The sequence below is a fragment of the Sphingobium sp. SA2 genome, assembly GCF_032227065.1.
Classification (GTDB): domain Bacteria; phylum Pseudomonadota; class Alphaproteobacteria; order Sphingomonadales; family Sphingomonadaceae; genus Sphingobium.
This window is the reverse complement of record NZ_JAPMXX010000006.1, coordinates 315329-337082: the sequence shown is the minus strand read 5'-3', so window position 1 is coordinate 337082 and position 21754 is coordinate 315329. Positions and strand designations below refer to the sequence as shown.

Genomic DNA, 21754 nt, shown 5'->3' with positions numbered 1-21754 from the left:
CTTGCGATCATGATAAATATCGCGTGCCCGATGTTCGATATGTGCTGTGCAAGCATAAAAGCTGATCCAGATCAGTGCAGCGGTCACGAACTCGCTATAGGACTGCGCCGTGAAAAAATCCCCCCATGTTGGCGCAATCCGCCTGGCCTTGCGCGACGCAACGACAGACAATCATCGACAGGTCGATGCGTTGTTTGCTGATCATGCGATGGATTCGCCCGACAGCTATCGCCGCTTTCTGACGGCCCATGCCCGCGCTCTGGGTGCGCTGGAGCCGGTTGCACGGCCGTCGGCGCCTCGCCTGCCGCTGTTGGCGTCCGACATCGCGGCACTGGGACAGGCCATGCCCGCCCCCCTGCCGCTGGAGGATCGTGCCAGCGAGGGCTATCGCTGGGGGCTGCTCTACGCGCTCGAAGGCTCGCGGCTTGGTGGTGCCATGTTGGCGCGCAAGGTCGCACCTGATCTGCCCACCGCCTATCTTTCGGCGGTGCATGGCAAGGGCGAATGGATTGCCTTCCAGCACGCGCTCGATAGCGCCGGTGCGGAAGGCGGCGAAGGCTGGCTGGACGACGCCGTGCAGGGTGCCCAGGCGGCCTTCGCCCTCTTCTCGCAAGCGGGCACGGCAGAGCGAGCGGCTGTCCATGGCTGATGTCGACGGTGTGGCCGGCTTCGCCGTCGACCTTACCAACTGCGATCGCGAGCCGATCCATGTTCTTGGCACGATCCAGCCGTTCGGTTTCCTGATCGCGCTGACTGCCGACTGGCTGGTGTCGCGCGTATCGGCCAATAGTGCCGCCTTCATCGGCCATGAACCCGACCGTTTGCTGGGTCGGCCGATCAGCGCAGTCTTTTCCGCCGATGCGATCCATATGCTGCGCAATCGAATCACCCTGCTGCGCGGTCCCGATTCGGTCGAGCGCATCTTCTCTCTGGTGCTGATGGACGGTGGTCCGGCGTTCGACATCGCCGTGCATTTTTCCGGGCAGTTGGTCGTGATCGAGGGCGAACCCGCTTCCCATGACGAGATGGAGGCAAGCAGCATCGTTCGCTCGATGGTCTCCCGGCTGGCGCAGGTGGAGGGCATGGCCCCGTTCCTGCGCGATGGCGCGCGGCAGGTGCGGGCGCTGACCGGCTTCGACCGGGTCATGGTCTATCGCTTTGCGGAGGGCGGCGACGGCGAGGTGGTCGCCGAAGCGCTGCGCTCTGGTGTCGACAGTTTCTATGGCCTCCATTATCCCGCATCGGACATCCCGGTGCAGGCCCGCGCCCTCTATCTGCGCAATATCTTCCGCGTGATCGCCGATGTGAAGGCCGTGCCGGTTCCGGTGGTGCCTGCGCTCGATCCCACCGGAGCGGCGCTCGACATGTCGCTGTGCCTCACCCGCGCCGTGTCGCCGATCCATATCGAATATCTCGGCAATATGGGGGTGGGGGCATCGCTCTCCATCTCGATCATCGTCGAAGGCAAATTATGGGGGCTGTTTGCCTGCCACCATTATGCGCCCCGCCTGCCGACTTTCGCGCAGCGCAGCGCGGCCGAATTGTTCGGCCAGATCTTCTCGATGATGCTCGAAAGTCGCGAGCGCGCCGAAACGGCCACCTATGAGGGCAAAGCGCGGCAGGTGGCCGACCGGTTGATGGCGGCTGTCGCGCAGGATCATGACCTGCTGTCCAATTCCCGCTGGCTTGGCGACATCATTTTCGACACGATTCCGGCCGATGGCGTGGGCATCTATATCGACGGGCAGATGACCTTTTCCGGCCTGACGCCCGATCCTGCGGCCTTTTCGGCCATCGTCACGATGCTCAATTGCGTGGCGGCCAGCCAAATCTATACGACCGACAATCTTTCTGCGGTGCTGCCGGGTGCGGCCGATTATGCCGACCGCGCAGCCGGACTGCTGGCGATCCCGCTGTCGCGTCGTCCGCGCGATTATGTCGTGCTGTTCCGGGCCGAACAATTGCGCTCGGTGCGCTGGGCAGGGCAGCAGGACAAGTATATCGAATATGGCCCCAACGGCCCGCGCCTGACCCCGCGCAAGAGCTTCGAAAGCTGGTCGCAGCTGGTCAAGGGCGTAGCGCTGCCCTTTGCCCCCGCCGAACTGCGCGTGGCCGAAGCGCTGCGCACGGCCCTGCTCGAAGTCGTGCTGCGCCTGTCCGACTCGGCGGACCAGGAACGGCAGCGCGCGAACGAGAAGCAGGAATTGCTGATCGCGGAATTGAACCATCGCGTTCGCAACATCCTTTCGCTGATCCGCGGCCTGTTGTCGCAGACCCGTGATAGTGCGGCGACGGTCGAGGAATTTATCGGTACGCTCGAAAGCCGCGTCCATGCGCTGGCGCGCGCGCATGATCAGATCACCGCCGATCGCTGGAGTCCGGCGCGCCTATACGACCTGATAGAGGTGGAAGCGGGTGCCTATCTGGGCGAGCGCCGCGACCGGGTGCAATTGTCCGGTCCCAATGTGCTGCTGACGCCCGGCTGTTTCACCGTCATGGCGCTGGTCATCCATGAAATGCTGACCAACGCCGCCAAATATGGGGCGCTGTCGGACAGCGGCACCGTGACGATCGACTGGCGCGTGGACGAGGATGGCAGCCTGCTGCTGGATTGGACCGAAAGCGGTGGCCCCGCCGTGGTCGCGCCGACGCGCCGGGGGTTCGGTTCGACCGTTATCGAACGCTCGATCCCCTATGATCTGGAGGGACATGCCGAAATCAACTACCGGCTGGCTGGGATCGAAGCGCATTTCTGCATTCCCTCACGCCATATCGTCTCGGTCCTGCCCGAAGTCGTGTCGCGGGATCGGGCCAAGCCGGTGCCAGCCGCGACGCCCGGCCTGTTGCGCGGTCGCAACGTCCTGCTGGTCGAGGATAATATGATCATCGCCATGGATGGCGAGGATGCCTTGCGCGATCTGGGGGCCGACGTCTCGACCGTCGCCAGCGTCGGTCGTGCCCAGGAAGCGATCATGGTCCAGTCGATCGACCTGGCGGTGTTGGACTTCAACCTTGGCCATGAAACCAGCCTGCCGGTGGCGGATCTGCTGACACAGAAGGGCATCCCCTTCCTCTTCGCCACCGGCTATGGCGATGGACTGGAACTGCCCGAACGCTTCGCGCATATCGTGCTGGTCAAGAAACCCTATTCGGGCACGACGCTCGCTCAGGCCTTGGGACCGATGATCGCGGCGTCCGACTAAAAATTCAGGGTTTTCCGAGCGCTGGCACCGTCTTCGAAGCATTTTCGGGGGTGATGCCAGGCGGCGGCGCGGCGGCAACCCGTTCTTCCCCGCGCATGATCCGTCCCGCCCTTTTGATCGCGCCACGCAACCGGGGATAGATGCCGCATCGGCAGATATTGGTGATCGCGGCGTCGATATCCTCGTCGCTTGGGTCATTGCTCCGGCGGAGCAGGACCGACGCAGCCATGATAATGCCGGGGATGCAATAGCCGCATTGCGAGACATTGTCGGCGGCGAACGCTTGTTGCAGCGGATGGCCGCGATCGGGCGACAGCGCCTCGATCGTCGTGACGAACCGCCCTTCGGTCTTGCCGATCGTGACCTGGCAGGACCGGACCGCTTCGCCGTCGATATCCACGGTGCAGGCGCCGCAGTCGCCGGTGCCGCAGCCATATTTGGTGCCGGTCAGGTTCGACGCATCGCGCAATGCCCAAAGCAGCGGCGTTTCCGGGTCCATGCGATATTGTACGGGCCGGTCATTGACGGTGAAGCGGGTCACTCCGATCCGTCCTCCATCTCCGCCTTGTGATACAACACTTCGTTGCGGACATGGATGATCTTTGACCCCAGCCGGATTTCCAAGATGAAAGTGGCAAACCCGCCCGCTTGCAGCAGCATGGACAGGCTAAACAATACAGCGATGGGCGTTCCCAGATGCGCGTCGAATAGATTGCCCGCGAACAACAGGATGACGACCAGACATACCGCGCAAGCCGATGCGACCGAGAGGAAGATCGCGCTGTTGACTACGCTCATCCGCCGGTCGAGTACGCGAATCTCGCCCACCAGTCGATCATGCTCCTTGCCCCGTGTGGTCAGGATCAGTGCTTCTACCGAACGCGCCCGATCAATGATCCGCGCCAATCGGCTGACGCAGACGTTCAGGAACGCACCGATCCCCGCGAGGAGGAAGACCGGCGCAAGCGCGAGTTGGATCGTCTGCGCGACCAGCGAGACTTGCGGCAGCGCGATCATGGCAGGCGCCCCAACGTCAGGCTGCGCCCTTGGCGGGCGTGTTGATACCCATCGACTGGAGATACTTCTTCACGTTGCGCGCGGCCTGCCGCAACCGCTGCTCATTCTCCACCAGGGCGATGCGGACATAGCCTTCGCCATCCTCGCCATAACCCACGCCTGGCGCGACCGCGACCTTGGCATGGGTAAGCAATTGCTTGGAAAATTCGAGGCTCCCCATCTCTTTGAGCGCAGGGGGCAGCGGTGCCCAGGCGAACATGGAGGCGGGCGGGGCAGGGATGTCCCATCCGGCGCGGCCGAAACTTTCCACCAGCACGTCGCGGCGCTTGTGATACAATTCGCGGTTCTTCGCGACGATATCCTGCGGCCCGTTGAGGGCGGCGCAGGCAGCCGCCTGGATCGGCGTGAACGCGCCATAATCCAGATAGGATTTCACCCGGCTCATCGCCGCGATCAACTGTTTGTTGCCGACCGCGAAACCGATCCGCCAGCCGGCCATCGAATAGGTCTTGCTGAGCGAGGTGAACTCGACCGCGATGTCCTTCGCGCCCGGCACCTGGAGGATCGAGGGCGTCGGCTTGCCATCATAATAAAGCTCGGAATAGGCAAGGTCGGACAAGACCCACACCTTATTCTCCTTCGCCCAGGCGACGAGCCGCTCGTAAAAGGCCAAGTCTACCGTCTCGGCGGTCGGGTTCGACGGATAATTGACGACCAGGATCGACGGGCGCGGCACGGTGAAGGCCATCGCCCGGTCGAGCGAGCGAAAATAATTCTCATCCGGCGTGGTCGGCACCGACCGGATCGTCGCACCGGCCAGGATGAAGCCGAACATATGGATCGGGTAGCTGGGGTTTGGGGCCAGTACGACATCGCCCGGCGCGGTGATCGCGGTGGCGAGGCTCGCCAGCCCTTCCTTCGACCCCATGGTGACGACGACTTCGGTTTCCGGGTCGACATCGACGCCGAAGCGGCGACCATAATAATTGGCCTGTGCCTTGCGAAGGCCGGGAATGCCCTTGGACTGGGAATAGCCATGGGCGTCGGGCTTGCGCACCACCTCGATCAGCTTGTCGATGACATGCGGCGGCGGCGGCAGGTCGGGATTGCCCATGCCAAGGTCGATAATATCCTCCCCCGCCGCGCGTGCCGCCGCCCGCATCGCATTGACTTCGGCGATGACATAAGGGGGCAGGCGCTTCATGCGGTAGAATTCTTCGGACATTATAGGGGCTTTCCTGAAAGCTCTCGGTAGGGAATAGTGCGGCGCACGCCGTTGTCGCGTCACAATCTGGCTATAACCGGCCAGCCTGCGCCACGCCAGAAAAAGCGGCGCGATGAATTGATGCCAGGAAGAGGAGAGTGGCCATGGATAAAGCTGATGTCATGGAGCCGCATCTGCCGACGCTGGACCAGATGCAGCAATGGACGCATGCGATCGGTCGCGCCCAGCAATTGATGCTGGAACAGGCGGCGGGCGCGTCGGGCATGACGCTGCCTTTCGATCCGCAAACCGTGGCGCGCATTCAATCGAGCTTTGCCGATGAAGGGCTGGCAATGTGGCAGCGCTTCATCGATTCGGGCGGCATGTGGCGGGACGAACCAGCCCCCGTTCCGGCCGACAGCCCCGCCGCGCGCAAGGACCGCCGCTTCGCCGACCCGGCCTGGACGCAAAACCCCTTCTACGACATCATCCGGCAGAGCTATCTGCTGGTGTCGGACTATATGACCCAATTGGCCGATGCGGTGGATGGCGTGGACCCCAAGCAGAAGGCCAAGCTGCGCTTTGCCACCGGTGGCATGCTTGATGCGCTGTCGCCTTCGAATTTCCCGCTGACCAATCCGGCGGTGGTCCAGAAGACGATCGAAAGCGGCGGCGAGAATCTGGTCAAGGGCTTGCAGCATATGCTGGCCGACATGGAAAAGGGGCAACTGACCCACACCGACGGCACTCAGTTCGAACTGGGCCGTAATATCGCCGCGACGCCCGGCAAGGTCATCCATGAAACTCCGCTCTACCAATTGATCCATTATGCGCCGTCAACGGATACGGTGCTGGAAACTCCGCTCATCATTTTCCCGCCGTGGATCAACCGCTTTTATATTCTCGACCTGTCCCCACAAAAAAGTTTCGTCAAATGGGCCGTGGATCAGGGGATCAGCGTCTTTCTGGTTTCGTGGAAATCCGCCGATGCCTCGATGAAGGATCTGACCTGGGACGATTATATCCTGCGCGGCCAAGTCGATGCGATCGACACGGTGCGAGGCCTGCTCAAGGTCAAGAGCGTCCATACGATCGGCTATTGCGTGGCGGGCACCACGTTGGCGGCGACGCTGGCGCTGCTGACGGCACGGGGCGAGGCGGAGAAGGTGGCGAGCGCGACCTTCTTCACCGCCCAGGTCGATTTCAGCAAGGCAGGCGACCTCACCCTGTTCGTGGACGATGAACAGATGAAGCTGGTGGACAAATTGTCGACCGGCGGCTTCCTCGACGGGCGCTACATGGCGCTGACCTTCAACCTGCTGCGCGGGCGCGACCTGATCTGGAACTATGTCGTCAACAATTATCTGTTGGGGCAGGATTATCCGCCGTTCGACCTGCTCTACTGGAATGGCGACACCACCAACCTGCCCGCACGCTGGCATCGCGACTATCTGACCCAGCTGTATCGCGACAATCTGCTGGTGACCCCCGGCGCAATCAGTGTCGATGGCACGCCAATCGACCTCAAGACGGTGCAGACGCCCGCTTATGTTCAGGCTGGCAAGGAAGATCATATCGCGCCGCTGGAAAGCGTCTGGAAGCTGACCGAAAATCTGTCCGGTCCGATCCGCTTCGTGCTGGCGGGATCGGGGCATATCGCGGGCGTCATCAATCCGCCCGCCGCCCATAAATATCAATATTGGGTCTGCGACGAAGCCCAGCCGACGCTCGACGCCTTCGTCGCGCAGGCTAAGGAAACCAAGGGAAGCTGGTGGCCGGACTGGCGCGGCTGGCTCGAAACGATCGATTCGCGCACCGTCGCGGTCAAGGGCGCGCGCCAGCCCGGCAAGGGGCGGCTCAAGGCGATCGAGGATGCGCCAGGGCGCTATGTGAAAGGCGAATAAACACGTAATTAGATAAGTTGCGGCGAACCGTTCGGGGCATGCGACAGGGCGCAGATGGCACTTTTGTTGCACTGCACAATAATTCTTGCAATTCCTTATTCGCAGGCTTATTGTGCAGTGCAACAAACGGAGGATGGTCATGGCTGTTACCCCAAAGACCGGACGCGCTGCCCAGCCCGGTAAAACCGACTCGGCGACATTATCGGCAAGCGAAGCATTGAAAGCGGCTGAGGCGGCGATCGAGCCAGCGCCGGCCGTTCGGAAACCTGCCCCGCGCAAGGCGGCATCGAGCGTTCCAGCGATGGACGCCAATCCATCGGCTAAATCGGTTCCCGCAATGGACGCCAATCCGTCCGCGAAGTCCGTGCCTGCGATGGATGCCAATCCGTCCGCCAAATCGGTGAAGGCAACAGATGCCAGTCCCGCAGCGATCGTCGCTGCAACGACGGCCGTCGATGCCATGCCGGAACCCGATACGGAAGCGGCCGCTGAGGCGGCCCCCGACGCTGAGACACCAAAGAGCCTCGACGAAAAGGCCAAGACGAACGCAACCCTGCCGCTGCCGGCAACAGAAGGAACGAAGATCATGAACGACGTGATGGAAACCGGAAAGAAGTTCGCCGAGGACACCAAGGCCAAGCTCGAAACCGCCTATGCCGACATGAATGAGAAGGCGAAGGCCAGCGTCGAGAAGTCGACCAAGGCGATCGAAGAAATGAGCGACATCGCCAAGGGCAATGTCGAAGCCATGGTCGAATCGGGCAAGATCGCTGCCAAGGCGATGGAAACGATGAGCCAGGAAGCCGTCGACTACAGCCGCAAGAATTTCGAGAAGGCGACCGCCGCCCTCAAGAGCTTCGCGACCGTCAAGACGCCGACCGAATTCTTCCAGTTGCAGAGCCAGATGTTCTCCAGCAGCTTCGACGAATTCACCAAGGAAGCCGCGAAGAACAGCGAAGCGATGATGAAGGTTGCTGGCGACATCGCCCAGCCGCTGACCGCGCGCGTGACGCTCGTCACCGACAAGGTGAAGTCGCTGGCCGCTTAAGCGCCCGCGCTTTCCTGTCTGTAGTTGAAAGGGCGCTCTTCCCCGATGGGAAGGGCGCCCTTTCGCGTTAACGCTGAAATCCGGTTTGCTGCACCGTCCTGCCCCATCGGCCCCTTGCCATGGCCGGACAAATCGCCATATTCTCGATCATCATGAACAGCATCACCTCAGCCTATGCCGACCCTGCGACAATGGCGGGTCAGGATCAGGACGACCAAGGCGAAGGCCCTGGCGGCCCCAGCGTCGGCATCGCGACCCGCACCCGTACCCGCACCAAAAAGCCTTCGCTTTACAAGGTGTTGATGCTCAACGACGATTACACGCCGATGGAATTCGTCGTCCACGTTCTCCAGCATTTCTTCCGCATGGACATGGAGCAGGCGACCCGCGTCATGCTGCACGTCCATCAGCGGGGCGTCGGCGTATGCGGCATTTTCAGCTACGAAGTTGCAGAGACCAAGGTTAACCAGGTGATGGATTTCGCCCGGCAGAACCAGCATCCGTTGCAATGCACGCTGGAGAAAGCCTGACCATTCGGGTGCATGGCTAAAAGCGCATAGGGCATTTATTGATCGGTAAAATCGATCATCGAGCGCGGTATATACTGTTTTGTCGAAATGCCATTCGGGCCTATTCTCCCCTCATCCAAGATGAGGAGAATGATGATGGCCGACAAACCGACCATGACCACCAGCGCGGGTGCGCCGATCGCCGACAATCAAAATAGCCTGTCTGCAGGGCCGCGCGGCCCCTTGCTGCTGCAGGACTATCAACTGATCGAGAAGCTGGCCCACCAGAATCGCGAACGGGTGCCGGAGCGAGTCGTGCATGCCAAGGGGTGGGGCGCGCATGGCGTGCTGACGATCACCGGTGACATTTCCCAATATACCAAGGCCAAGGTGCTACAACCCGGCGCGCAGACGCCGATGATCCTGCGCTGCTCCACCGTGGCGGGCGAAGCGGGCGCCGCCGATGCTGAACGCGACGTGCGCGGCTTTGCGCTGAAATTCTATACGCCCGAAGGCAATTGGGATCTGGTCGGTAACAATACGCCGGTCTTCTTCGTGCGCGATCCGCTCAAATTCCCCGACTTCATCCACACGCAAAAGCGTCATCCCCGCACCAATTTGCGGTCACCCACCGCGATGTGGGATTTCTGGTCTTTGTCGCCCGAATCGCTGCACCAGGTCACAATCCTGATGTCCGACCGTGGCCTGCCCACCGACATACGGCACATCAACGGCTATGGCAGCCACACCTTTGCGCTGATCAACGATGCGGGCGAGCGCTTCTGGGTGAAATTCCATTTCAAGACGATGCAGGGTCACCGGCACTGGACCAATGAGGAAGCGGCACAAGTCGTCGGCCGCACCCGCGAATCCACGCAGGAGGATCTGTTCGAGGCGATCGAGACCGGCAATTTCCCCAAATGGAAGATGCAGGTCCAGATCATGCCGGAAGCGGATGCCGACAAGACGTCCTACAACCCGTTCGACCTGACGAAGGTTTGGCCCCATGCGGACTATCCGCCGATCGACATCGGCGTGATGGAGTTGAACCGCAACCCGGACAATTATTTCGCGGAAATCGAACAGGCGGCGTTCAGCCCGTCCAACATCGTGCCGGGTATCGGCTTTTCGCCCGACAAGATGCTCCAGGCGCGTATCTTCGCCTATGCCGACGCGCATCGCCATCGCATCGGCACCCATTATGAAGCGTTGCCGATCAATGCGCCGCACTGTCCGGTGAACCATTATCACAAGGATGGGGCGATGCGTTTCTTCCCCAACAATCCCAATCCGGCAGCCTATTATGAGCCGAACAGCTTTGGCGGGCCAGTCGAGGATCATCGCTTCGACGAGCCGCTGCTCAAAATATCGGGCGACGCGGATCGGTGGAACCACCGCGAGGGCAATGATGATTTCGTCCAGCCCCGCGCGCTGTTCAACTTGTTCGACGAAGGGCAAAAGGCCCGCCTGTTTGCCAATATCGCCGCGGCCATGGGCGACATCCCCGACTTCATCGAAGAGCGTCAGTGCAAGCTGTTCGATCAAGTCCACCCCGACTATGGCGCAGGCGTGCGATCGGCACGTGCGGCGATCAAGGACCGCAACCCGTCCATCTCCGCTCCCACCGATCAGACCCTGGCCGACGCATCCGCCTGACAGCCGGTCTGATAGCGCCCGTCCAGTCTTCCCCCGGTGTTTGCGCGCCGGGGGTTTTCTTTGACTTTTGTTGGACAAAAGGAGCCGTGAGCAAATTTTAACGATATCGCTCTATCCCAGGTTGGAACATGCAACGTTCCACTTCTCGACTATCCCGCGCCTTGCTTTCGCTGGTTCTGACCGGCAGCCTTTACTTTGTCGCGGCGACTTTTGCTTTGCTATTGTCGCGCTTCGAGGGCGGTCTGGCGTTCATCTGGGGTGCGAACGCCTATGTGATGGCCAAGCTGCTGACCACGCGGGTCCGGCGCTGGCCCCCCATCATTCTGACCTGCGCCATAGCGAGCGCCCTTTCTACCAGCCTGTTCGGCATGGGGCCGCTGGCGGCGATCCCAATGGCGGTCATCAACATGGCCGAAGCGTTGATCGTGGCGTTGATCTGCCGTCATTTCCTGTCGGATCGGCCGACGATCGGCGCCACCCGGCCGTTGATGATCTTCATCCTGGCTTTGTGCGCAGTGGCCGACGTCATCACGGGCATCCCGGCGGCGGCGGTCGCGTCGTTGTTGACGCCGGTGTCGTTCGGCGCGTCGTGGGTCCAATGGTATACCGGCCATGCGCTGGGCGGGCTGATCTGCGCGCCGATATTGGTGATGCTGATGCAAGGCGAGTTGCGCCGCTGGCGGCGGGACAAGTCGAGGGCGGAAAAGATCGAGGCCGTCCTCATCTTGGCGCTGTTCACCCTGATCATCGTCCATATCTTTTACTGGGCGCGGTATCCGATGCTGTTCGCGCCGCTCCTGCCGCTCGTCCTGATCGCCTTTCGCGTCGGACATATGGGTGCCGCGGCCTCGATCGTGATCCTGGCGCTGGTCGGTGGCACGGCCACGCTGTCGGGCGGGGGGCCGTTGACGATCGTGTCCGCCGATATGGGCGCGCGCATCCAGGCGTTCCAATTCTATCTGGCGCTCAGTTTCCTGCTGTCGATGCCGGTCGCCGCCGAATTGAACGGACGCCGGCGCTTGTTCCAACTGTTGCGGGAAAGCGAAGCACGTTACCGGGCGATCGCCGCCCATCGTCGCGCCTTGATGCGCCCTGGATCGATCCACACAGTCGAATTCCGGCCGCTCCTGTCGATCGGCGCCATGGAATGGTGCGAAATGGTCACGCGCGCGGTGGTCGACGAACGGGGGCAGCCCAGCGGCGTCATCAGCACGATCCGCGACATGTCCCGCCACAAAGCGCGGCAGCGCGCGCTGCAACAGGTCGCAGCCCGCGATTCGCTGACGGGGGCGGATAGTCGCCGCGCCTTCCTCGAAAAGCTGGAAGCCGAGATATTGCGTACCCGGCATGGCGTCCGGTCCAGCCTGCTGCTGATCGACATCGACCATTTCAAGGCGGTCAACGACGTTCATGGTCATGGTGTCGGCGACGAAGTGCTGACCGCCTTTGTCGATCGGTTGACGCCGGGGCTTTCTGCCCAGGACAGTATAGGCCGGTTGGGCGGCGAGGAGTTCGCGATATTGCTGCCGGACAGCGATATCGATCGGGCAAGCCTGCTCTGCGAACGCCTGCGCGCGCTATTGCTCGATCCGATCCCGGTGTCCTGTGGCAAACATATCGGCATCACCTTCAGCGCAGGTCTGGTCGAACTGGATGACACGTCCACGCGATCGGCGATGCTCGAAGCGGCGGATAAGGCACTCTACCGCGCAAAACATAGCGGCCGGAACTGCCTGCGCCTCGCCGCCTGAACCACCCGGTGAGCTTTCACAAAAAATGTCGATGTAATGTTGTAACCTACGCTGGCTTGGCCTATGTGGTGTCCATGTCTTCGACCCTTCGCCAATCCCTGTTGACCGGTCGCGTCGATCGCATTGCGATGGCGCTATCGGGGCTCTGCGTCGCGCATTGCTTCGTTACTGCCGTCGTGCTGGGCGTATTGGCCAGCGCCGGGGGCATTTTCGAAAGCCCGCTGTTCCATGAGGTCGGCCTGGTGCTGGCGATCCTGCTGGGCGCGATCGCGCTCGGCCATGGCGCGATGGTCCACCGGTTCATGATGCCCGCCGCGATCGGTTCGCTTGGCCTTGGCGTCATGGCGGGCGCTATGACGATGGATCATGGCTGGCAGGAAAGCATCTATACGCTGATTGGCGTTGCCATCCTCGCGCTGGGCCACGACCTCAATCACCGCGCCGGGCGCTAGGCCCGGCCATCGTCGCTCGTCAGAGCGGCTTCTGGTTGTTGCGATGCTCGCCCTTCACCCAACGCACCGTGCCGGTGCTGGCGCGCATCACCACGCTTTCGGTGGTCAGCTTGCCGCCGGGCAGGCGCTTCACTCCGTCGAGCAGTGATCCGTCGGTGACGCCGGTCGCCGCGAAGATGCAATCGCCCTTGGCCAATTCCTTCAGGTCATAAATCTTGTCTAGGTCGGTGATGCCCCATTTGCGCGCGCGCTGCTTTTCATCCTCGTTGCGGAACAGCAGCCGACCCTTGAACTGACCCCCGACGCAGCGCAGCGCCGCGCAGGCCAGCACGCCTTCGGGTGCGCCGCCTGATCCCATATAGAGGTCGATCGTCGTTTCCGGGTCAGTGGTGGCGATCACGCCTGCCACGTCGCCATCGGGTATCAGCATGATGCCGCACCCAATGGCGCGCAACTCTGCGATCAGTCGCTCGTGGCGCGGCCGATCAAGGACGCACACGATGATGTCGCTCGGCTCCACACCCTTGGCGGCGGCCACGGCCTCGACATTCTCCTTGGCCGACCGGTTGAGGTCGATGACGCCGTCGGGATAGCCGGGGCCGACCGCCAGCTTGTCCATATAGACGTCGGGTGCATTGAGCAGCCCGCCTTCTTCGGAAATGGCGAGGACAGCCAGTGCGTTCGGTCCGGCCTTGGCGGTGATGGTCGTGCCTTCCAACGGATCGAGCGCGATGTCGATTCGCGGACCAGTGCCGATCGCATTGCCGACCTTCTCGCCGATATAGAGCATCGGCGCTTCGTCGCGCTCACCCTCGCCGATGACGACGGTGCCGTCCATATAGAGGTCATTGAAGGCCAAGCGCATGGCTTCGACGGCGGCGGCATCAGCGGCCTTTTCATCGCCCCGGCCGATCAGTTTCGACGCGGCGATCGCGGCCGCTTCGGTGACGCGGACCATTTCCAGCACCAATACCCGATCAAGGGGCGAACTTGCCTGTACCATCGTCATTCCTCTGCCTTTTCTTATTGGGGCAGGCGATAGGCGGTCGCCCCAACCTTGTCGAGCAGCATGGCCATGATGCCGCCATGATCGCTTGCTCTTGTGCGCGCATGGTTCGCTCGGCCCTCTTTGCAACCGTCCTTCTCGCAAGCCACCCCGGCACGGCGCTGGCGCGCGACACCGAATCGCTGATGGCGGCCTATCGCACCAAGACGCAGGTGATCCGGCGATGCGACCGTAGCGGCGACGCCATCGTCGTTTGCGGCGAGAGCCAGGCAGAGCGTAATGTGCGCGAGCGGCTGCCGCTTCCGCGTGAAGAGACGGACAGCGGCGCACCCATGCGCGGCGACACGCCCCGCGCCTCGGCCGCGCCGGTCAAGCAGGGCAGTTGTGGCGTATCGGGCGGGCAGGGGGCGGGCTGCGTCGGTGGCCTGTCCGTCTTGAAGGCGGCCGATATGATCGGCAAAAGCATCACGGCGATCGTCGACCCCGATGCCGACCTTGCCCCACCGCCCCCACTGCCCGATCGCTTCAAGGGCACGGGGCAACGGTGAGCGGCACTCAGTCGAGAATATGCATCACCATCGGGGTGCCGAGCAGACTGTCCGACCCGGCGAGCCGTTCGAGCGTGTCGCGGATGCAGCGTTCCTCGCCCGCATGGGTGACGATAGCGACCAGCACGCCGTCTTCCTGATGCGCGCCGCGCTGGATCATGCTTTCGATCGACACGCCCGCATCACGCGTGGCGGCGGCGATTTCCGCCAGCACGCCGGGACGATCCTGCACCATGAAGCGCAGATAGGTGCGGCCGATGCGGGCACCGGCGTCGGCCGTATTCTGCGGCGTCAGGGCGGCGACTGGCATGGCGAAGGCGTCGCCATATTCGTCGCGCGCCACGTCGATCAGGTCGGCCACCACCGCCGACGCGGTCGGACCTTCTCCCGCGCCACGCCCCTGGAAGAAGAGGCGGCCGACGAAATTGCCCTCGGCCACGACGGCGTTCAGCGATCCGTCCACATGCGCGAGCGGGTGGTCGAGCGGCACCAGCATCGGATGCACCCGCTGGAACAGCCCGTCCGCGCCATTCTGCGCCATGCCGACCAGACGGATGCGGAAGCCCAGCGCGGCGGCCTCGGCAATGTCGGCGGCGATGACGTCGCGGATGCCGGTGGTGGCGACCGCGTCGAAATCCAACTCCGTACCGAACGCCAGGCTCGCAAGGATGGTCAGCTTGTGCGCCGCATCCACCCCATCAATGTCGAAGCTGGGATCGGCTTCGGCATAGCCTAGCTCCTGTGCTTCCTTCAGCACCTCGTCGAAGCCCCGGCCTTCCTTCTCCATCGTCGTCAGGATGTAATTGCAGGTGCCGTTGAGGATACCGTAAACACGGGCAATCTCGTTGGCGGCGGCCCCTTCGCGCATCCCCTTGATGACCGGGATGCCGCCCGCGACCGCCGCTTCATATTTAAGCGCAATGCCACCCTTTTCGGCAAGGCGGGCGAGGTCCAGTCCATGATGGGCCAGCATCGCCTTGTTCGCGGTGACGAACGGCTTGCCCGCAGTCAGGCACTGGCGCGCCAGCGTCAGCGCAGGGCCGTCCGACCCGCCAATCAGTTCCACCACCACATCGACATCGTCGCGGGTGGCGAGGCTGTTCATATCGTCCACCCATTCATAGGGCGACAGATCGACGCCGCGATCCTTGTTCCGGTCGCGCGCGGAAATGGCGACGATCTGGATCGGACAGCCCGCACGCCGGGCAATCAGGTCGCCATTGGTGTTGAGCAGCCGAATGACCCCGCCGCCCACCGTACCGAGACCGACGAGCGCGACGCGCAACGGGGCATGGCGGTGCAGATTGGTCATGGCGGCGTCACTTTCTTGGCGAAGATGATGAAAGCCGGGCTGATAGCCGCCCGCGCCCGACGGTCCAAGCAAAAGCTGCCCTCCTCGATCACGGCGCTATGCGCGTCCGTCCGCATGGTCCCAGCGCTTCGATCACCAGGCGATAGTCGGCGCGCGCTGCCTCTGCGTCAGCCACGGCCAATGTGCGGACCGCGCGGGCGGGGAGGACAGGGGGCAGGCTGCACGCCAGTCGATACCAGAGCAGCGTGCCGGGCACTGGCGCGCGCGCCGCTTCATCGACGATTTCGCCGAGCGCGACGGCCCAGCGCGGCGGCTGCCCCGGACGACGCAGCACCGACAGCGATACCGGGTCACCATTTTCGGTCCGCAGGAAAATCTGAGTCTCGCCTTCGCCCGCCACCGTGCCCGCCACATGGAAGGCATCGCCCAGGCCTAATATGCGCGGCGCCGCATCGCGCGCGACCATAGACGACAGGAGGGACTTGACCCTGTCCACCATCACTGGCGGCGCTGCGATCTGCGCGTCGGGGGCGACCAACTGCACTTCGCCGGGGCGGGTCGCGGGACGGGCGAACAGGATGAACGACGCCTTTTTGAGCTTGGGTAGCTTGCCGCGCGCATCCAATCGTGCGTCGTACAGGTAGGTTACAAGGGGGCTGATTCCCGCCTCGCCGCGAATCAAGCTCGTCACATCCGCCTCGATATAGAGCCGTTTATGCCCCGGCGGGACGCCTTGCGCCTGATCGGGCTTCAAAGTGATGATGTTGCGGATTCGCACAACCGCGACCATCGGGGCGGTATCGGCGAGGTCGGCAAGGTCTGCGTAGGACAGGCCCGTACCGGTTTCTGCCGGTTGCGCTACCATCGGCTGTTGTAGCGCTAAAGCTGGAAAAACGGGGATGTTTGCGGCCAAAATGAGGCATGGCGGCAGGAGGCGGCGGATCAGGGTGGCGGGTTTCATGGTCAGCTTCGTCCTGTGTTATTGGCCAGTGGCAAGGATGTCACAGGCAAGTCATTCCTATATGAAGTGGTAACCGCAAATGAACATATCGATAAAGCGTTTGCGTGCCGCGATGCACCGCGATAGGAGTTTGCGCGGTAGCAAATAGAAGGACAGGGGCCAAAGCTGACCGGGGGGAGCCCGGACGGTTGGGGTCGTTTTTGGCTGATTTGTAGAACCCATTGGTAAGATGAGTTAAGGAGTGTCGTTGCTGAATGGCCTATGCTGACCACTCGGAAGGATCGAGTCGCACGATATCGATCATCATCGTCGCCCTGATTCACGCTGTTCTTGGCTATGCCTTCGTCTCCGGCCTTGGCATGAAATATGTCAAACAAGCGGCAGAACAGCTGAACGTGATCGACGTGAAAGAGGAACCGCCACCACCGGACGAAGAGCCGCCACCGCCGCCGCCAGATCAGCCGATCGAGCCGCCGCCGGTAGTTGCTCCGCCGCCGATCGTGCAGACTCCGACCCCGGCGCCGCCGATTCAGACGGTTCGGACACCGCCTCCGGTGTTCAACCCCGTCCCGGTCGCAGCACCGCCCCCACCACCGGCTGCACCGCCGCCGCCGCCTCAGGCCGCAACGCGCGCTTCGCCGCGTGGGTCGCCAGGCAGCTGGCTCAGCGATGCCGACTATCCGAGCCGCGCACAGCGCGAAGAACGTTCGGGTACGGCTGGTTTCCGTCTGGAAATTGGCCCGGATGGTCGCGTGACCAACTGCACCATCACTTCATCAACCGGTCATTCCGATCTGGATGAAGCGACCTGCCGCCTGCTGCCGCGTCGCGCACGCTTCAAGCCGGCCAAGGGTTCCGATGGCAGGGATATGTCCGACACGTACAACGGTCGTATCACTTGGCGTTTGCCGGAATAATTCAGAACGGAAGGGCGGGCGCACCGCGCCGCCTTTCCTTCGCTTGATCTCATTGAGAGGGAAGTCTTGATCATGTTGAACTCCATCATCGCGGCCGCTGCCGCACCTGCCGCGGAAGCCGCCAACCCCTACGGCCTCATGGAAGCTCTGGAACAGGGCGGCGTAATTGCCTGGACCGTGTTCATCATCCTGGTCGGCATGTCGGTCGGCACCTTCTATGTGCTGTTCACCAAGCTGATCGAACAGCAGAAGGTCATCAACCAGTATAAGAAGGTCCGCACGACCTTCTGGCGTTCGAACAGCCTGAAGGAAGGCGTCGCCAAGCTGGAAAAGAACAGCGCCTACAAGCAGCTGGTCGATGACGGCATTGCCGCTCAGGAACAGCACAGCAAGCTGACCGATCCGGTCGAAGCGCATGACTGGCTGCACGGTTCGCTGGCCCGTTCGGAAAACGCCATCAACTGGAAGCTGGGCGGCGGTCTCGCTTTCCTCGCGACCGTTGGTTCGACCTCGCCGTTCGTCGGTCTGTTCGGTACGGTTATCGGTATCTACCGCGCGCTGATCAAGATCGGTGCTTCGGGTCAGGCATCGATCGACGCCGTTGCCGGTCCGGTCGGTGAAGCGCTGATCATGACCGCTCTGGGTCTGGTCGTCGCGGTTCCCGCCGTGCTTGCCTACAACTTCCTGCAGCGCCGTAACAAGGCGATCGCCGAGGACCTCTCGTCCTTCTCGACCGACCTGCTGGGCTACATGGTTTCGAACGGTGCAGTGAAGCCGGTTGTCGGCACGCCTGCTCCTGCCCAGGTGGGCAAGCCGGTTCCTGCAGCCGCCACCAAGGCCTGATCAAATATGGGAGCCGGAATGCATCGCGCATCTTCGGCTCCCAAGATCGCCGCTCCTGGCGTGCGGTCTAAAATGACAGACATGTTAGGATACTGATCAATGGCAATGAGCGTTGGTGGCTCCGGCGAAGAAAAGCCGATCACAGATATCAACACGACGCCGCTCGTCGACGTCATGCTGGTGCTTCTCATCATCTTCCTGATCGCCGTCCCTGTCGTGCTTCAGACGGTCGATCTAGAGCTTCCCAAGGTCGAATTCGAACCGACGACGACCAAGCCGGAGAACGTCTCGCTGTCCATCATGCCAGCAGAAGACGGTAGCTGTGCGGTTTACTGGAACATGACCAAGGTCAATTCCGAAGACCTGCTCAACCGCGCCGTTGCCAAGCTGGAAGCGGACATCAAGAAGGTTGGCGGCATCGAGAATATGACGCCGGAGGATCTGCCCGAAGTGCATATCCGCGGTGACATCAATACCCCCTATCGGTGCATCGGTGGCACGATCTACACGATGCAGCGCGCAGGTTTTCCGAAGGTCGGCTTCATTTCCGAGCCGGAACCAGGTATGAAAACCACCCGTATGTAACGTCCGATACGTGCTGATTATTGTGAATTTCTAGGAGTACGCCCCATGGCAATGAGCGCCGGTAGCGACGATGGCGAACCGATGATGGAAATGAACACGACGCCGTTGATCGACGTCATGCTCGTGCTCCTCATCATGTTCATCATCACCATCCCGATCCAAACCCACGCGGTGAAGATCGATCTGCCGCAGTCCTCGACGAACGACGCCCCCATGGTCGATCCAGTGAAGAACAAGGTTGCGATCGACGCAGCCGGGATCATCACCTGGAACGGTTCGGCGATCGATCTGCTGACGCTGCGCCAGTATCTGCAACAGTCGCTGCGCCTGCCCGTCGAGCCGGAACTTCAGTTCCAGCCGAACGCGCAGACCCGTTATGTGACCGTTGATGAAGTGCTCGCCGAGATCAAGCGGGCAGGCGTCACCAAATTGGGTTTCGTCGGCAACGAACAATATGGCAATTTCTAAGGCCTGATCTGCCTCTCTCTGCCCGCGCCAGGACTTCCCAGTTTGGCGGGCAGTGGATAGCAGACGGACCTCATGATAATGCCGGACCATCAGGGGTCGCCTTCGGGCGGCCCTTTTTTTTGGTTTTGACCTATCTCTAGGACCGCAAAACCGATCGGAAATGTGCGGGTTTAACCAATTCCTTACCTCAATCCCCGACACTGACCGGTGAATGGAATGAAGTACAAGCCATGGGCGCCGATCGACATCATCAAGCCAGCCATAAGGCGCGCGCTGCCGAACGCCGTCATGTGCGGATCAGCGTCAAGATTCGGCGGCCCGGCGAAACCTGGGTCAAGAGCGCGATCGCCGACCTGTCGGTGTCGGGCTTTCGGTTGCAAAGTTTCATGAAACTGCTGCCTGGTGGCGAATTATGGATCATGTTGCCCGGCTTCGAGGGGCGTCGTGCGCGAGTCCTCTGGACGCGCGGGCATGAGGCGGGTTGCGCCTTTGAAAACCCGCTCCATCCGGCGATCCTCGACCATGTCGTGAAACTGCATGAGGCCGCCAACCGCGCCTGACGGGCGGGGCAAGGGCACGGGTCAGGCGGCGGGCATATCCTGAAATTGCAGGCTGGCGAGCCGGGCATAGAGCCCGCCTTGGGCGACCAGCGACGCATGGTCGCCCTGTTCGACGATCCGGCCCTCATCCATCACGATGATCCGATCGGCCGCCCTGATGGTCGCCAGCCGATGGGCGATGACGATGGTCGTCCGTCCCTGAATCAGCCGCCCCAACGCATCCTGCACCAATCGCTCGGACTCCGCATCCAGCGCTGATGTTGCCTCGTCCAGCAGCAGGATCGGCGCGTCGCGCAGCAGGGCGCGCGCGATCGAGAGCCGCTGGCGCTGGCCGCCCGACAGACGCGCCCCGCCTTCGCCCATGAATGTGTCGAGACCCTGTGGCAGCGCGCGCAGGAAACTTTCGGCGTTGGCGGCACGCGCCGCTTCCCAAATCTCGTCATCGCTGGCGTCCCAGCAGCCGTAGCGCAGATTGTCGCGCGCCGACGCGGCGAAGATCACGCTATCCTGCGGCACCATCGCCATCATAGCGCGCGCAGCGGCTGGATCGGCATCGGGCAGGGCCACGTCGTTCAGACGCACGACGCCTTGGTCGGGATCGTAGAAGCGTTGCGCCAACTGGATCAAGGTCGTCTTGCCTGCGCCCGACGGCCCGACGACCGCCACTGTCTCGCCCGGTGCGATGTCCAGTGACACGCCGTTCAGTGCGGCTTGATCGGGGCGGGTGGGATAATGAAAATAGACGTCGGCAAAGGTCAGCCGTGCGCCATTGGTGGTGACCGGGATCGGTACAGGCACGGCCGGCGGCAGGATGTCAGGCGTCGCGCTCATCAATTCGTGCAGGCGGCTGGCCGCACCCGCGCCGCGCAACAGGTCGCCCCAGCTTTCGGACAGCGAACCGAACGCCCCTGCGACCAATCCGCCGGTCAGCACGAACGCGGCGATGCTGCCGCCCGACAATCGCCCCGCGGCAACGTCCAGCGCCCCTTGCCACATGACGGCGGTGATCGATCCGAACACCAAAGCGATCACTACGGCGGTCATGATCGCGCGCAACCCGATGCGGCGGCGTGCGGTCGCAAAACCCGCCTCGACGGTGGTGTTGAACCGCATCGCCTCGCGGGCCTCCTGCCCAAAGGCCTGCACGATCTTCATCGCGCCCAACACTTCGCTGGTGACGCTGCCGACATCGGCCAGCCGATCTTGACTGGCGCGCGACAGGCCGCGCACCTTGCGGCCCAGGCTGATCAGCACCAGCAGGATGACGGGAATGCCCAGCAACAGAAGCGCCGCCAGCTTGGGGGCCAGCGCGAAGAGATAGATCAGCCCGCCAAGCCCAGTCACCAGATTGCGGAGCGCCACGGACACGGTCGATCCGACCACCTGCTCGACGATAGCCGTGTCGGCGGTCATGCGCGACGCGATTTCGGACGGGCGGTTTTCTTCAAAGAAGCGCGGTGCCTGCCGCAACAAATTGGCCTGGGTCGCGCTGCGAATATCGGCGACGACCCGTTCACCAAGCCAGGACACGAAGTAAAAACGCAGCGCGCTGGCCAACGCCAGGATGATGACGATCAGCAGCAGATATTCGAACCAGCGGCTGATGTCGCCGCCGCCCATGAACCCCTTGTCGATCACCAAGCGAAAGCCGCTGGGGATGCCTAGCGTCGCCGCCGACGAGACGATCAACGCAGCCAATGCCCCTGCAATGCGCGCCGGATAGCGCCGGGCGAACCGCCACAACATCGCCAGGCTGCCAAGGGCGGGTCGCGCGTCGGCGCGGGCGGTGGGTTGCGGGCTGTCCTCCATG

21 protein-coding genes are annotated in these 21754 nt (G+C 62.5%); 14 read left to right on the top strand and 7 right to left on the bottom strand.

All coding sequences use genetic code 11. From position 1 onward, the window contains the following. Window positions 1-109: 109 nt before the first annotated feature. Together OVY48_RS09090 and OVY48_RS09085 are read left to right on the top strand one after the other, a co-directional pair. Window positions 110-649 (top strand): biliverdin-producing heme oxygenase, encoded by a 540-nt coding sequence (locus OVY48_RS09090; RefSeq protein WP_313922593.1) that lies wholly within the window; start codon window positions 110-112, stop codon window positions 647-649. After that, window positions 642-3203, top strand: a complete 2562-nt coding sequence (locus OVY48_RS09085) for an HWE histidine kinase domain-containing protein (RefSeq protein ID WP_313922591.1) — start codon at window positions 642-644, stop codon at window positions 3201-3203. The genes OVY48_RS09090 and OVY48_RS09085 overlap by 8 nt, the downstream gene beginning before the upstream one ends. Window positions 3204-3207: 4 nt before the next feature. Here the strand turns inward: OVY48_RS09085 and OVY48_RS09080 are convergent, their stop codons facing one another. Genes OVY48_RS09080 through OVY48_RS09070 form a run of 3 tightly spaced genes read right to left on the bottom strand, consistent with a single transcriptional unit; the run spans window position 3208 to window position 5445 of the window. Continuing rightward, entirely contained in the window at window positions 3208-3744 is a 537-nt protein-coding gene (locus tag OVY48_RS09080; protein WP_313922589.1) for a 2Fe-2S iron-sulfur cluster-binding protein, read from the bottom strand. Beyond that, a complete protein-coding gene (locus tag OVY48_RS09075) occupies window positions 3741-4220 on the bottom strand; it encodes a DUF2721 domain-containing protein (RefSeq protein ID WP_313922588.1) in 480 nt (159 codons plus the stop codon). The genes OVY48_RS09080 and OVY48_RS09075 overlap by 4 nt, the downstream gene beginning before the upstream one ends. 16 nt (window positions 4221-4236) lie before the next feature. Then, complete coding sequence (locus OVY48_RS09070; RefSeq protein ID WP_313922587.1) at window positions 4237-5445, bottom strand: LL-diaminopimelate aminotransferase; 1209 nt, start codon at window positions 5443-5445, stop codon at window positions 4237-4239. Window positions 5446-5588: 143 nt separating this feature from the next. Here OVY48_RS09070 and OVY48_RS09065 point away from each other — a divergent pair, with 143 nt between their 5' ends. The 6 genes from OVY48_RS09065 to OVY48_RS09040 all read left to right on the top strand — a co-directional run bounded on the left by OVY48_RS09065 (window position 5589) and on the right by OVY48_RS09040 (window position 12744). Further along, window positions 5589-7328, top strand: a complete 1740-nt coding sequence (locus tag OVY48_RS09065; protein WP_313922586.1) for a class I poly(R)-hydroxyalkanoic acid synthase — start codon at window positions 5589-5591, stop codon at window positions 7326-7328. Window positions 7329-7467: 139 nt separating this feature from the next. After that, window positions 7468-8376 carry a phasin family protein gene (locus OVY48_RS09060; protein ID WP_313922585.1) on the top strand — a complete coding sequence of 303 codons (909 nt, stop codon included), beginning with the start codon at window positions 7468-7470 and terminating at the stop codon, window positions 8374-8376. A 119-nt stretch (window positions 8377-8495) separates the two neighbouring features. Beyond that, window positions 8496-8906, top strand: coding sequence for an ATP-dependent Clp protease adapter ClpS (clpS, locus tag OVY48_RS09055; RefSeq protein WP_313922584.1), 411 nt, complete (start codon window positions 8496-8498; stop codon window positions 8904-8906). 135 nt (window positions 8907-9041) lie between these two features. Beyond that, a complete protein-coding gene (locus OVY48_RS09050) occupies window positions 9042-10541 on the top strand; it encodes a catalase (RefSeq protein ID WP_313924733.1) in 1500 nt (499 codons plus the stop codon). A gap of 128 nt (window positions 10542-10669) precedes the next feature. Further along, a complete protein-coding gene (locus tag OVY48_RS09045) occupies window positions 10670-12292 on the top strand; it encodes a diguanylate cyclase (protein ID WP_313922583.1) in 1623 nt (540 codons plus the stop codon). Window positions 12293-12366: 74 nt separating this feature from the next. Next, window positions 12367-12744, top strand: coding sequence for a MerC domain-containing protein (locus OVY48_RS09040; RefSeq protein WP_037478159.1), 378 nt, complete (start codon window positions 12367-12369; stop codon window positions 12742-12744). Between the two features lie 19 nt (window positions 12745-12763). On the opposite strand, the gene glpX is transcribed toward OVY48_RS09040, so the two are convergent. Beyond that, window positions 12764-13747, bottom strand: coding sequence for a class II fructose-bisphosphatase (glpX, locus tag OVY48_RS09035; protein ID WP_313924732.1), 984 nt, complete (start codon window positions 13745-13747; stop codon window positions 12764-12766). Window positions 13748-13854: 107 nt separating this feature from the next. On the opposite strand from glpX, the gene OVY48_RS09030 reads away from it, so the two are divergent. Beyond that, entirely contained in the window at window positions 13855-14298 is a 444-nt protein-coding gene (locus tag OVY48_RS09030; protein WP_313922582.1) for a hypothetical protein, read from the top strand. 7 nt (window positions 14299-14305) lie between these two features. Here the strand turns inward: OVY48_RS09030 and OVY48_RS09025 are convergent, their stop codons facing one another. Both OVY48_RS09025 and OVY48_RS09020 read right to left on the bottom strand, forming a co-directional pair. Then, window positions 14306-15610 (bottom strand): homoserine dehydrogenase, encoded by a 1305-nt coding sequence (locus OVY48_RS09025; RefSeq protein ID WP_313922581.1) that lies wholly within the window; start codon window positions 15608-15610, stop codon window positions 14306-14308. An 88-nt stretch (window positions 15611-15698) separates the two neighbouring features. Next, a complete protein-coding gene (locus OVY48_RS09020; protein ID WP_409593087.1) occupies window positions 15699-16571 on the bottom strand; it encodes a hypothetical protein in 873 nt (290 codons plus the stop codon). A gap of 254 nt (window positions 16572-16825) precedes the next feature. Here OVY48_RS09020 and OVY48_RS09015 point away from each other — a divergent pair, with 254 nt between their 5' ends. The 5 genes from OVY48_RS09015 (at window position 16826) to OVY48_RS08995 (ending at window position 19944) form a co-directional block, all read left to right on the top strand. Beyond that, window positions 16826-17488 carry an energy transducer TonB gene (locus OVY48_RS09015; RefSeq protein WP_069065925.1) on the top strand — a complete coding sequence of 221 codons (663 nt, stop codon included), beginning with the start codon at window positions 16826-16828 and terminating at the stop codon, window positions 17486-17488. Between the two features lie 72 nt (window positions 17489-17560). Next, entirely contained in the window at window positions 17561-18331 is a 771-nt protein-coding gene (locus tag OVY48_RS09010; protein ID WP_313922580.1) for a MotA/TolQ/ExbB proton channel family protein, read from the top strand. Window positions 18332-18430: 99 nt separating this feature from the next. Beyond that, window positions 18431-18916 carry an ExbD/TolR family protein gene (locus OVY48_RS09005; protein WP_037473522.1) on the top strand — a complete coding sequence of 162 codons (486 nt, stop codon included), beginning with the start codon at window positions 18431-18433 and terminating at the stop codon, window positions 18914-18916. A 45-nt stretch (window positions 18917-18961) separates the two neighbouring features. Then, window positions 18962-19384 carry an ExbD/TolR family protein gene (locus OVY48_RS09000; RefSeq protein ID WP_037473523.1) on the top strand — a complete coding sequence of 141 codons (423 nt, stop codon included), beginning with the start codon at window positions 18962-18964 and terminating at the stop codon, window positions 19382-19384. A 230-nt stretch (window positions 19385-19614) separates the two neighbouring features. Continuing rightward, window positions 19615-19944, top strand: a complete 330-nt coding sequence (locus tag OVY48_RS08995) for a PilZ domain-containing protein (protein WP_313922579.1) — start codon at window positions 19615-19617, stop codon at window positions 19942-19944. A gap of 21 nt (window positions 19945-19965) precedes the next feature. On the opposite strand, the gene OVY48_RS08990 is transcribed toward OVY48_RS08995, so the two are convergent. Then, the gene (locus tag OVY48_RS08990; protein WP_313922578.1) at window positions 19966-21753 is read right to left on the bottom strand and encodes an ABC transporter transmembrane domain-containing protein; all 1788 of its coding nucleotides are present in this window, start codon (window positions 21751-21753) and stop codon (window positions 19966-19968) included. Window position 21754: the final 1 nt, after the last annotated feature.